Genomic DNA, 12,759 nt, shown 5'->3' with positions numbered 1-12,759 from the left:
GTCCTACTGCTCAAACATTTCCGGGGTGATTTTTATTTTTCCTGTCACGGCGCTGTTGATCAGGGTAGTTTTGTATTCTTTGAGTTTTTCAATTTGCGACTTTTGGATATCAATCGTGCGGTTCAGATCTGGCTCAATTCCTTCAATGAACGAAATTATTTCTTGGATTTCATCTTTTGGTGGCACTGGAACCAATACACTTGCAAGACGGTCCCTTGTTAATTTTGGCTGTGCCGCACCAGAAATAAATACCGTATAGTCCAATCCGCTTAATAACTCAGCCCAGTATTTAAAACCATGAAATTTTGGCTTAATAATATGTGCATGGTTATTCACCCAATACTTTCCAGTTGCAACGAAAGCCAATGGTGTTGACTTGCTTAGCAAATTCGCGCCATCTTCAGCGATCAAGATTAAATCTTCATCAAAGATGTAGTCATCAACATAATCGATAACACCACTTGCACCGTAATACGGATATTCGCCTTGTCTCGACTCTCTCTCAACTGCACTTATTGGAACTCTTCTACTATTAAGAAACTCAAACGCATATCTCAATGACATTAAGCCCCAATGCGCTGGAATCTTACCTATCCAATCCACACCGGAGTCTTTCATTGGCACATTCGGGTCAAGTCCTTGGGTTACCGCCTGTTGGATGATGATCTGCTTACGCTCTTTCAGCAGGCTAATTTGCTGCTCTTTGATCGCAATCGCGTCGTCGATTTGCGCGGTTTTCTTGTCTAGAAAGTTGGCGATACGGGTTTGTTCTTCTAGTGAAGGAACAGATATAGTAATCGTCCGCATTTCATCGTATCGAGTAGTCCACAAATCTGCGACTATTCCACGTCCAACACGATAGTACTCCTCAATAAATGCATGACTTTTCAAAAGGTGCTCAGAAAACTTTGGATGAATCCCTTTTGGTTTAAGCACTATATTTATAAGCGATACTGATCCATCTCTGTCAGATACTCCACTAGAACCCTTCCGATCAGAGCGGCTATTTATAACAAAGTCACCCTCTTTTACTAGCTTTCTGTTATCGCCATCTTTTGTTTTGGCCGCATTATCCAATTGAGGTAGAACGCCTTTTTTTGTTACGGAGAGTGCGGGGTAGTCAATGTCTGAAACTTTAGATCTACGCTCATTAAAGCGAGTGCCTAATCGTGTTAATTCCCAAGAGGCAGGTACTCGTCCCAACCATTCAACCCCAGAATCTACATAATCGTCATATTTCGGCATCAATGCTAAACTTTGACTCGGGCTGTCCATGCCCTCGCGCTTCGCGCCAACGGCAGTGCCGTTGTTCAAATTTATTCCCGATAAATTTGTCATTAGGCTTCTCCCTGAACTTCCGCCACGTTCACACCCAATATCTGCGCAATAAGACCTTCGGCTTTTTGTTCTAGGTTGATGATGTCAGTTGCGACATCGATTAAACTACGCAGCGGTTTATGACGGTAAAAATACTTATTGAAGCTGATTTCATAACCAATTTTCACCGTATCCAAGTTTATCCATGCTTCATCAACATGAGGCTTCACTTCGTCTAGGAAGTACTGATAAATGCTTTGCTTCAGCGGGACAGATTCTGTGTCTCGCAGGTCTGCGCTCGTTTCGTAAGTGATGAACTCACCTTTTTTACCTCCTTCTTCTCTAGGAACGGGGTAATAACCAAAATCTGGCAGGTCAGCGACTTCACACTCATAGCGCTCCAGAAGGTCGTCTAATTTATCACCCGTTAATTTAACTACCTTTTTAACCACTTTCTTGGCGGTTTCGTCATACCAGCTCACCGAGTTTAGGATGGCATTTTTCTCAGGTGCTGAAAGCTTAATAGCATGGGCTTTTAACGATTTATCAACTTGGATTTTAAAGCTATTGAAGTCATCAAATTCATTGCTACCGATATCAGCCATCAGCGTTTGTGCAGTTTCAAGCAATGCTTTTAGCGCCAGCCAGTGTTTCACATCAAGCAGTTTGGCCTTAGCCTTGGCATTGAGGCTAATATCGTTCTCTTCACACCAAGAAAGAATGTCCTTCTCAATGGATTTCAAGAAGCTCTTTTTCTTGTCAGAAGCATAGCCAGTTTTTTCGTAAACACGTTCGCCGTGCTCTGCGTAAACGTGCTCCATCACTTCACTGAGCTGCTTATCAAAACGCAGTGGGGCTATTGCGTCTTGAGTGAACTTGGCTCTGCGGCGATCTGGGCGCTCGATAGTGACTTTGTAGTAGCCCAAATCATCATTGCTAAACACCTTACTGGCGATGCCAACAGGATCATTGTTTGCATCAAGCGCTCTTTCAACATCCTTACACGCGAGGTAAGTATCGGTAATTTCCGTGATGTGCTCAGGCGCAAATTCGCAGTTTTTGTTACCCAAGTTCTTACGCAACTTACGGTATAGCAAGCTGGCATCAATCAGTTGCACCTTACCTTTACGCGCCTCAGGTTTATTGTTGTTCAACACCCAAATGTAAGTGGTAATGCCGGTGTTGTAGAACAGGTTATTAGGTAACTGAACGATGGCATCTAGCATGTCGTTTTCAATGATGAAGCGACGAATGTTACTTTCGCCACCGCCCGCATCACCGGTAAAGAGCGATGAGCCATTATGAACAGAAGCAATCCGGCTGCCTAATGGGCTTACGCTTGGATCTTTCATCTTGTTGACCATTTCCATTAAGAAGAGCAGCTGGCCATCACTTGAACGTGGCGTGGCATCCACCACTTCGAGATTTCCCCAATAGTCTTTCAGGCTAACCTTAAAACGCGGGTCAATCACATCACTGCCGTCTTTAATGTGCTTCTGTTCAGACGCCCAACTCTTACCATATGGCGGGTTAGACAACATAAAGTCAAAGCGTGAAGCCGCGAACTCATCGGTAGACAAGGTTGAGCCTACTTTGATGTTCTCAGGGTTGTTGCCTTTGATCATCATGTCCGATTTACAAATCGCGTAGGTCTCGTCGTTGATCTCTTTGCCGTAAAGGTAAACATCACGGCTGTCGTTAGGGTATTTCTCTTCAATGAAGTTTTGAGATTCAGTCAACATACCACCACTACCACACGCAGGATCATATACTGTCATGGTAAGCGGCAACTGGTCTTTCACAGGGTCAAACACCAGGTGCGTCATCAGTTCAATAACTTCACGTGGCGTAAAGTGTTCGCCTGCTTCTTCATTGTTTTCTTCGTTGAACTTGCGGATCAACTCTTCGAACACATAACCCATACCCAGGTTAGTAAGGGCTGGCATCTTGTTGCCATCCGGGTCTTCGACCGTTTCATGAGTTAAATTGATGTAAGGGGAAACAAACTTTTCGACGACATCAAGAAGGACTTGCTTTGAGGCCATGTGACGAATTTGCGATTTAAGGTTAAAGCATTCAATGATCTCTTTAACATTATCGCTAAAGCCAAGCAGGTACTCTTCAAAGTTGGCGAGTAATATCTGTTGGTTATTTGTTGCGGTGTTGAATAGGGATTTCAGCGTCCATTTAGATGTATTGTAAAAGACATAGCCACTGGCCGCCTTCAATGGTTCATCATCAAGCTCCGTGGCTTGCATCTCTTCTTTTTGGAACTTTACCTCTTCAAGCACGGCTTCTTTGGTAGGTTCTAGTAACGTATCTAAACGTCGCAATACCACCATAGGTAAAATCACATCACGGTACTTACCGCGAACGTACACATCACGTAAACAGTCGTCGGCAATGTTCCAAATAAATGAGATGAGCTTGTTATGTACACTATGATCCATTTTCTTTTCCTGTTCAGTGTTGGTTGCACCCCATTAGGTTGCTGCAACGGCTTCACTATAAATTTAAAATTCTGTTCTTTATGTAACGTCTCAATGGTCGCTACATCGTTCGATTAACTTGTTCTTCCCGGCGCTAGCTTTAAGTTTGTGACACCATAAAGTGCCTGGCTGTTACGCAACCAAAGCTGATACTCAAAGCCCATTAATGAGTGTTCCGTAGAACAATCTACATGCCATTGGCGAAGCAAATACCCAGCGGTTGCTGCTCTAATCTCAACCTTTAAAACGCCACCCGTCATGCCATAGTCCAGCTCTATCGCTTCGCTGTGCTCAATACGTGGATGCGGCACTAACTCAAGCTCTACAAATCGGTTCCATTGCCGATCTTGGGTTTCGAGCTCCGTTTCAGACAAAGTGGAATCTTCAAGCACGAACGCTGCTTTAATTCGGGTCAGTACAAAGTCACGGAACTCACCATGCTTGCGGTCAAAACCACGAACATGCCAACGCAGGCCATTGTCCACCAGCGTATGCGGCACAATTTCACGTGTTGTTTCACCGCTCGATAACGACACATAGTTAATGCTCAAGGCTTTACCTTTGTGTATGGCCTCGGTAACTTTCGCCACTATCGATAGACTCGGCTTGTTTAAGTGATAAGGCGCTTCACACGCAAGAGGTGGTTTTAGCTGGCCAGAAAAACCATCACCAAAGCCTTGGCTTAAGGTGGCTAGCGTTCTGATCACATCAAAATCGAAAAGGGATATAAAAGACGCGGCCTTAAGATGTTGCTTACGCTTTTCATCATAAATTACATTTTGCCGGGCGATCTCTTTGTAACGGGCAAAATCTTGGGTCGCTACGGAAGGAGCAATATTGAATCGTTCAACGAGATCGGTTCGACGAGCCTCACCTTTGAACATTAACACAAAGTCAATGTGAGCCAGCCGCTCGCGCTGCGCAAGCGTTAAACTTTCCAATGTTAGTTGAGTCAAGGTCTATCCTTAGCATGCTCGCATGGTAGTACAACAAACTGAGAATTGTTATACAGCCTACCGAATTTAAGTAGGCTAATATTATCAACTAGTTTACCTCGCGGCTACTTCTATCGAGTGTGAAATTGTGATTTGAAGCAAAAAGTTAGCCTTCTTAGATTTGTTGAAATTTCAATCAAGCATTCATAGGCTTCGCTCAATTCACCAGACATTAATCAACCTGACATCAATCTACCAATCCTTAACTGCAATAGCATTAACTCCGCAATAGTAAAGTTGTGTTGTGGTTGATTGTTATTCAAGGTGATACTCGGTAATGACATACTTTCCAGCGAATGGTCCGAGTTCCTGTAACTCGGGCCATTTGTTATTAATGTGCCATTGTTATTCTAATGCTCATTCCGATTAATCTTTTATGAGTTATAATTCGTGATTTAGACTTCAAAACATCACGGATGTTAATTTTTCTACGACTTTAAAGTAATAGGGTAAATTCCTACTCGTCGTAATCTTCATCGTTCTCAGTAAAAAACGCCAATTCTACCGTGACATCTTTTGCAAATTCAGCACCTTGTGGACGGACCCAAACACGAATACATTCAGCAAGCGTTACAACGTGCTCATCAGAATCCCAACCAAAATCAGCATTTGGGTTAAATAAAGCTAAGGCGTTATTAAATACGTCTAAAATTTGTGCTTTTGAGTTGATTGTTCCCTCCATATAAGCCATTGAGAAATGATGTATTACTGAAGTTTCAAGCATGACAGAAGATAACCAATCAACAGAATGCTTGTAAGCCAAAATCCAGTTAGGCCCGCGAACCTCTTTAAATGTATTAGGCTTAAATCCTAATTCAGATGCCTTAGCAACTTTGTCGTTACTACCAACAAAACAAGAGCTCACTATCAAACCTTTAACCCTGCCACCTGCATCAGCAACAACATCAGCAATATGTTCAATTTCCGCGTCAGCAATTGACTCCTCGGAGCCGTGAGCACCAACATAGAGAATTTGTCGATCCTCACTCGCCTTAGCCAGATGTTCTACTGCACGCTCAAATGAACTGTTATCGTAAAAATTACAATGATAGATATTAAAGCGACGATCAGTAGCACTGTCATTGTTAAGTTTTTTCACCCCTTCAAAAAACGGCAATGAACTTGCTGCCCCCTGATTTACATTAGGGGTATACCATGGTGATTCCGCCACTAATAAAGCCACATCCTTTGCACTCATATTTTTGTTTCCTTTTTAAGTGAACTATATCGCTACTCATGATAGTTTTTTAAAGCAGCCGTTAAATCCTGTTCTATTTTTTGTCTGAGACCTAAAGGTTCCATCACTTCAACATTGGTGGCGTGCGACATAATCCACCAGCGCAGTTGCCAGCTATCAATAACGGTGGCGGTTAACAAACACCATTCATCATCAATTTTGCTAAGCTGCATATCGTCGCTTAATGGTTGTTCTTCAAGGTGGTCGGCTTGTTGCACCTTTACCCTTGCTTTAAACGTTATTAAACCCGCAGAACCTCCACTGGTGAATTGCATGCCACCAGTATCGAGATAGGCTTGCAGGTTAAAATCTCGTTTTGGATTCGCTTCGCCATAAAGCTCAGCAGCTAGCATACGATGCATAGCAAAACGACGAACATCTGTATGCTTCCCAACTGTTGCCAGTAGATACAGCACTTGGCCTCGCAGCACTAATGCTAAAGGAGCTAGTTGATAAGATTTAGGCTCAGACTGGTGAATGGGTTGATAACTCACTTCAAGCTGCTGTTCGCGTAACACTGCATTTTGTACTCGTTCCAACACCTTTTCATCAATAGTGGGTGGCGAGCAGGAAAGGTCTGGCTCAATACTGGCAAACTTTTGCGACCAATTAGCCAATGTTTTTGATTTCGATAGCGTACTTGAAGCTAGCGTAAATTGCGACTCTAGCCCCTTAAATAACAACTTAGGTAGCAACGACGTCAGCGAGCTTTGCACCAACAGCAGTGAAATACTGTCTGAAAATGAGAGCCCAGTCATCAGCTCAGTACGACTATCACGTTGCCAATACCAGCGCACCTGATGACCGTCTCTATCGCATTGCAGAGGGAAAATATCTGCCAACAATGCAAGATCACGTTGAATGGTGCGCTGCGTCTGGTTTACTCCCTCTGACGTCAAATAATCGCGAAGCTCTTCGGTTGTCTTACGTTCTGCAGTCCTTGAGAGATATTTCAAGATCATCCATTGACGATGGACTGTATTCACCGTTTTACTTGGGCACTTTAAACCATCCTTGTTCGTCATCTATCGTTCTCTGTGTCCAAATTTTCTTATATTGGCGTTATCAAAGCCAATTTCCCAAAACATTGCAAGTATTCAGCTTTAGTATGTGAACAACCTATCAAGCCATCACTCGGATACAACTCGTCAAAATAACGCACTAAAGCTTCTCCCTCACACATGCTGAAGAGAGTTCTACTACAGAGAAATAAAAACGCTTCGGGCATAATATGACGCATCAGTTCGAATAGAAACCAAGGGTCAGCATTACGCAAGTATAACTCTTGCACATAACGTTGAAAATAGGGCTCAAAGTAGTCATATGATGCCGGAAAATATAATGGCACTGTTGCCAAAGCTCGAAGAAGAGGACTTTTGGGGTAGTACTCATTTAGCACTGTCGCCGCCATAAATAATTCTGCAAAGTAACAATCAAACTTTCTGTCTCTTTTAGTTCTGAACCCTGCTTTGCCTTGTGCCAGATCATTTTCTAGTGCTGCAGAAGAGAACCAATCTGCCTCCTGCCAACGACGCTTGTCACCTCGAAAACGGCGGTTAAGCCTTTCACATCGACGGAGGTATTGATCCAACACTGTTTCAGCGGCAGTGATCAATGCTGCAGGGTTGGCATCATTTCCAGCAAAGGTACCATTCTGTATATGACGCTTTAGCGAGATATTATCTTCTAAAAATAAAGTGTACAGTCGCTGTAGTAACGGCTGGGAAAATTTGAAGCATGAGGCCGAATAGATTATGTCTTTTTTCAACCATGCCGCTAAGCCCTGTAAGGGTTTTGACCACGAGATTACAAACAGCCGCATTAACAGAAGGCTGTCAAAGTACTCGTTTTCAAACTCTTGCGATCTCCAGTCATAAATAGCCGAAAAATCATCACTTTCTTGGATAAAAATTATCGGATTATGAGAGGTTAACTCCAAACCATCCCACCCCTTAACAAAATCATTAAAAACGTAATTGAACAGCTCATCCCAATACTGACTCATCATAGCGTTTACCCCTAAATGCCAAATGATGCTGCAACTAAAGCAACATCCTGAGCAATATGATGCTAGCTTTAACGTCAAATGGTGTCGTCAATATCACTCAAAAGATAAAATTTTGAGAGAAAATTAATACTACTTTTACAGCAGATTTAACAAGATCGGGAACGATTCGAGGCCGCTCCATCCCTCTGCGCGATCCTTTCCAATATCCACTCCTGCACTTCACTTTCTACCCATGCAACAGATCTACTGCTCAGCTTCACTGCTTTAGGGAAAATACCTTTATCGACATATTTGTAATATGGTTGAACGAGCTAAGCCAGTGCTGTCAATCACATCTTTTATTCGAATAAGCTTTATGTTTGGTGTCATGCTGAACTCTTGGTAATGGTTTCATTCCATTAGCTATGCCAGTAATTTTTAACTTTTCTAAATATTTTCAGATATATATCACTCCAGTGCATAAGCCCATTAACGCTTTCAAGGAGCCTGATATGTCAACAAAAGCGATACCCACCAAAGCTGAACCTAACGACTCGATAGACCAGCCGTTCAACCAGTGGCCGCAAACTGCCGAAGAGGTCCTCGCTTCTGCCGCCAATATCATTGCCGAACGCTTTGTGAAGAAGGACGCCTATACCAATCCACAGGCCACTAAGGATTTTTTAACTTACAAACTCGGTGGTTATGAGCGGGAAGTATTTTCGGTGATGCTGCTCGATAACCAGCATCAATTACTGGAGTTTAAAGAGCTGTTCTTTGGCACCTTAGATGCCGCCAGTGTTTATCCACGGGAAGTAGTTAAGGCGGTGTTAGCCGTCAATGCCGCGGCGGTGATTTTTGCCCATAACCATCCCTCCGGTGAGTCAGAACCTTCAATGGCAGATAAGCACATCACCAAACGGTTAACCGATGCGCTGGCACTTATCGATGTGCGCGTGCTTGACCATATCGTGGTTGGCCGCACGCCAGTGTCCTTTGCTGAGCGCGGCTTACTCTAGCCAGCGTTAATGCCAACCATTTTTCAAGGAGTCCATCATGATTGAATTTACTGATAGCTTTTCACAGGCCTGTGTTGCTGAGGCCTGCGCCGCGTTTCCTGAACTGCGTAACCGTTTAGCGGTTGAACTCATTTTGCCGATGTTTGTGCGGCCACTTAATGCCATGGGCCAAGTGATTGGCAAGCCGATTGTGGCACCTAATCCACTGCTACATAAAACCGTGTTGAGTGTGTTTCACCGTGATGTGGTTGAGCACTTACCCAAGGAGATTGCCTTTTGCCGCTATGTTTGCCCCTGTGATAGTTATGGTGTGCCTACAGGTGAATGGCAGCGGGTAATCAACGGGGTGTACTTTAACCATGGCAGTAATGAACAGCCCAATTGGAGTGTGCATACCTAAAAACGATTCCCAGCCCACTAGCCATCTGTCTCCGCCGTTTGTACTCGCCTAGGTATTTATCACTGCTCTCGCTAGTCCGCTAACAAGCAAGCCACTTCTCTTAGTTTCATCCTTCAACTATTGAGGTCACTATGACAACCCTAAAACTTTTCGATATTGAGCACGCCTGGGGCCTACCCCGTAAAGTGTCTCCCCGCTTTGGTGCGAGGCTAATTTTGCGCGGCCTGCATTTGGATTATCTCCATGACCGCGCAAGCTTTGTCGGTGAATTTCCACCAGCAATTAAACAACAATTTGTCGAGGCCTTTCCCGCTATTGTTCAACAGCTTGAGCGGCTGGTGGCCACTGGCGAGATTGATGCCACCAAGCAGCACTGCGTGAGCATTGAATACGCCGGCTTTACCTGTGAGGCCGACACACTTGGCAGTCACGGCTATTTGTATATTGCGATTTATCAAACCGAAGCTAAATCAAAGCTAAGCCACTGACCACCAGCAACCTCGCCATCACTCGATAACTTGTTCTAGCTCGTAAGCTTGCACCAATCCCCTAACCGTAAGTGCCATTTCCTAAACCCAGCTTTAGAGCTCTATCAAGCAGCCCTTAGTGACTCACCTTAAACAGCTCGACCAACAACCGTTTTATTAACCCAACCGCATAGACAACAAGAGCCAAGGCGTGACTGCGCCTTGGCTCTTGCATATGCACGTAAATCAAAGAAGGAATATCCCATGACATTAACCATCAAACGTAACCAACTGCCAGCGATGCCCGATCGTTTTTACCAAGTGATTGAAAAGGAACTAGCTGAAGTCACACCAAAAGACGCCAACGCCATCACCCTTAATTTTCGCGATCCCGACTACAGCGCCGAAGCGGGTGGCTTTCATCCCGTCGAAGTTCGGCTTGAGAAGCAGCAAGATCACTGGCGTTTAGTTTACGTCACCGACTTTGCATTTCGCGGTCATCCCTTCCCTGAACTGGTTAAAGACATCGATATCTGCTTTAACAGCAAGCAGGTCTATAGCCTGTTTAGTGGCTGGATTGGGGAGCGGGAATCACAGGGGCTGATTAAGTTGTTCAGCGATAACTTTGTCAGTTACCACCAGATGGAAGTCTATCAAGTGCAGGTAAGCTTGGATTAACCCGCCTCACCGTCATTTTACGCGAACATCCTCATCCTATCTACCGGTTTCAGTACTATCGCCAGCAACAGGCCAAGCGCATCACACTCGCGCTAATCAGTCTAATTCATTGCGTCAAGCCCATATCGATAACAACCTACCCTGCCCGCAACGCCTGTCGTTCGCGGGCTTTTTGTTTTGGAGTCCACCATGAAAATACATCGCGAAACCATCCTGCCACTGCCAGAGCCCTTTTATGAAGTGTTAGAACGACAACTGGCAGCACTCAATAACCCTAACCTCAACAGCGTCACTTTTAACTACCGCGATCCCGAGTACAACGCAGAGAGCGGCGGTTATCACCCAGTGGAGATCAACCTCTACCGCCAAGGTGATTGCTGGTATCTCAATTACTTCACTGACTTTGCTTACTGCGGCGGGCCCTTCCCTGAGCTTGAGAAAGAAATGGAAGTGCTGTTTCAGGAGAAGCAGGTCTACAACAGCTTCTTTGGCCGTTGCTACCTCGAGCATGCCGACAGCCTAGTACGACTGTTACTGGAGAACTTCTGTAACTACATCGAGATGGAGGTGTACCAGGTTCAGATCAGCGCCGACTGAACTTGGTGCCCACAAAGGTATTTTGGGAACCAAGCAATGCAGGCCCGATGCGGGTTGGCGATGTGCTGGTGCCCACATTCATCACATAGCCAATTGAGGGAACCCAGCATGAACGAAGTCGAAGCGGTCAAGAACCGCGACACCATCAAGCTTATCAGTTACCTGCTCGAACGTCACTTTGGTCAGCAGATGGCCGATGTCTGGAATATCGGCCTTAACCTGGCACTGCGTATCTCTGACTTACTGGCCATCAAGTTCAGCGATATCGACGGCGACCGCTTAACTATCATCGAGCAGAAGACCGGTAAACGCGCCAGCATCAAACTCAATCCGAAGACGCTGGCATTGATTGAGGCGATCCACCAACGTCACCCTGAGCATATCTACCTGTTCCAATCCCACCGCTCGAGCCAAGCCAAAGACCGGCAGGCCCCCGCGAAACCACTGACACGGCGTGCAGTCGCCAAAGCATTTGCCTTTGTCGGTGACGATATCAAGTTAGCCCTGGGCACCCACTCGATGCGTAAAACCCGCGGCTATCACCTGTATCAAGCCTGCAAAGACATTGGCCGGGTGATGCGCATGCTGCGGCATCAATCGGAAGCGGTCACCCTGCGTTATATCGGCATTACTCAGCAGCAAATCGATAAGGACTTTGTCGAGCTGGAAATCTGAGTCAATCAACACACCCTATTCAACCCATTGGCAGATGCGACCTAAGGTTATCTGCGTTGTTTTTCTTGGAGTCCATACCATGTATACATTTCAACCCGGAGATCATCTGGTCACCAATATCGATCCGCTTGGCTTAACCGAACACCATGGCCTGTATGTGGGTCATGGCCATGTGATCCACTTATCTAAACAAGGCATCATCGAAGAAATTGCTCTGCAGCAATTTGCTGGTGGCCAGAACGTTAGAGTAAAGAAGTCCACGCTGTTTCCCCATCAGGCCATTGAGTTTGCACGCAGTCAGCTGGGTCACAGTCCATACGGCGTAGCTACAAATAATTGTGAGCACTTCGTCAATGAATGCTTAGCGGAGAGCAGTACCTCTAACCAAGTGAGTAATCTCACCCACATTGCCCTGCAAGGCTCTGCCAGAGCAGGCTTACTGGGAAGTACTGCTTCAAAGCTTGCCACGGGGACTGTCGCAAACGTCGTGTTAGCCTCTACCGCCATCAAAATGACCGGTGAATACCTTGGGCTACCCGATAACGTCAACACGCTGCTGGGGACACCTGGAGATCTTGTGGCGAAACCTGCCGAATGCCTACTAAAAGGCACCACGCAAACTCTAGGTGAAACTTATACTTGCTTAAGCCAAGGAGAGATTACCGACGCAGGGATCAAACTCGTCACCGGCAGTGTAGAAACGGGCTTAAACACCGTGTTGACGACAGCAGAAGTGGGCATCAATGGTGTAAAAGCCGGTGCTGAGCTGATAGCCGATGCATGGCATTGGTTAAGGTCATGATGCTTCTGCGACGGTATTGAGTGCTAAGTCAACCATTAGCCCCCCTATAAACGAAGCGGCATCACTCGCCGCTATCGTTTTTATCCCTCTTACCTA

General features: G+C 45.3%; 13 protein-coding genes and 1 pseudogene. 7 read left to right on the top strand and 7 right to left on the bottom strand.

Going from position 1 to position 12,759, the window contains the following annotated elements; genetic code table 11:
* Window positions 1–3 precede the first annotated feature (3 nt).
* The 7 genes and pseudogenes from N7386_RS09665 to N7386_RS09635 all read right to left on the bottom strand — a co-directional run bounded on the left by N7386_RS09665 (window position 4) and on the right by N7386_RS09635 (window position 8,403).
* Complete coding sequence (locus N7386_RS09665) at window positions 4–1,338, bottom strand: restriction endonuclease subunit S (protein ID WP_279768180.1); 1,335 nt, start codon at window positions 1,336–1,338, stop codon at window positions 4–6.
* Window positions 1,338–3,767, bottom strand: a complete 2,430-nt coding sequence (locus N7386_RS09660) for a class I SAM-dependent DNA methyltransferase (protein WP_279768178.1) — start codon at window positions 3,765–3,767, stop codon at window positions 1,338–1,340. Before N7386_RS09660 ends, N7386_RS09665 begins: the two co-directional genes overlap by 1 nt.
* A 113-nt stretch (window positions 3,768–3,880) precedes the next feature.
* Window positions 3,881–4,762 (bottom strand): WYL domain-containing protein, encoded by an 882-nt coding sequence (locus N7386_RS09655; RefSeq protein ID WP_126513030.1) that lies wholly within the window; start codon window positions 4,760–4,762, stop codon window positions 3,881–3,883.
* A gap of 496 nt (window positions 4,763–5,258) precedes the next feature.
* Window positions 5,259–5,999, bottom strand: a complete 741-nt coding sequence (locus N7386_RS09650) for a hypothetical protein (RefSeq protein WP_126513029.1) — start codon at window positions 5,997–5,999, stop codon at window positions 5,259–5,261.
* 32 nt (window positions 6,000–6,031) lie between these two features.
* Window positions 6,032–7,063: a WYL domain-containing protein gene (locus tag N7386_RS09645; protein ID WP_232015281.1), complete on the bottom strand. Its 1,032-nt coding sequence runs from the start codon at window positions 7,061–7,063 to the stop codon at window positions 6,032–6,034.
* 26 nt (window positions 7,064–7,089) lie between these two features.
* Complete coding sequence (locus N7386_RS09640; RefSeq protein WP_126513028.1) at window positions 7,090–8,046, bottom strand: hypothetical protein; 957 nt, start codon at window positions 8,044–8,046, stop codon at window positions 7,090–7,092.
* Between the two features lie 146 nt (window positions 8,047–8,192).
* Window positions 8,193–8,403 (bottom strand): annotated as a pseudogene (locus N7386_RS09635) (AlpA family transcriptional regulator).
* Window positions 8,404–8,537: 134 nt separating this feature from the next.
* Between N7386_RS09635 and radC the strand changes: the two are divergent.
* From radC to N7386_RS09600, 7 genes are all read left to right on the top strand, one after another.
* A complete protein-coding gene (radC, locus tag N7386_RS09630) occupies window positions 8,538–9,044 on the top strand; it encodes a DNA repair protein RadC (RefSeq protein WP_164717945.1) in 507 nt (168 codons plus the stop codon).
* A gap of 37 nt (window positions 9,045–9,081) precedes the next feature.
* Complete coding sequence (locus tag N7386_RS09625; RefSeq protein ID WP_011071648.1) at window positions 9,082–9,444, top strand: hypothetical protein; 363 nt, start codon at window positions 9,082–9,084, stop codon at window positions 9,442–9,444.
* A gap of 131 nt (window positions 9,445–9,575) precedes the next feature.
* Window positions 9,576–9,932 (top strand): type IV toxin-antitoxin system YeeU family antitoxin, encoded by a 357-nt coding sequence (locus N7386_RS09620; protein WP_126513027.1) that lies wholly within the window; start codon window positions 9,576–9,578, stop codon window positions 9,930–9,932.
* A gap of 243 nt (window positions 9,933–10,175) precedes the next feature.
* A complete protein-coding gene (locus tag N7386_RS09615; RefSeq protein WP_126513026.1) occupies window positions 10,176–10,589 on the top strand; it encodes a DUF2787 domain-containing protein in 414 nt (137 codons plus the stop codon).
* 189 nt (window positions 10,590–10,778) lie between these two features.
* Entirely contained in the window at window positions 10,779–11,186 is a 408-nt protein-coding gene (locus tag N7386_RS09610; protein WP_126513025.1) for a DUF2787 domain-containing protein, read from the top strand.
* 108 nt (window positions 11,187–11,294) lie between these two features.
* Entirely contained in the window at window positions 11,295–11,861 is a 567-nt protein-coding gene (locus tag N7386_RS09605) for a site-specific integrase (RefSeq protein WP_069454522.1), read from the top strand.
* A 79-nt stretch (window positions 11,862–11,940) separates the two neighbouring features.
* Window positions 11,941–12,663 (top strand): lecithin retinol acyltransferase family protein, encoded by a 723-nt coding sequence (locus N7386_RS09600; protein WP_126513024.1) that lies wholly within the window; start codon window positions 11,941–11,943, stop codon window positions 12,661–12,663.
* The last annotated feature ends 96 nt before the right edge of the window (window positions 12,664–12,759 follow it).

This window comes from Shewanella sp. GD04112, assembly GCF_029835735.1.
Lineage (GTDB): Bacteria > Pseudomonadota > Gammaproteobacteria > Enterobacterales > Shewanellaceae > Shewanella.
The sequence above is the reverse complement of the archived record's forward strand: the minus strand, read 5'-3'. Positions and strand labels throughout refer to the sequence as shown.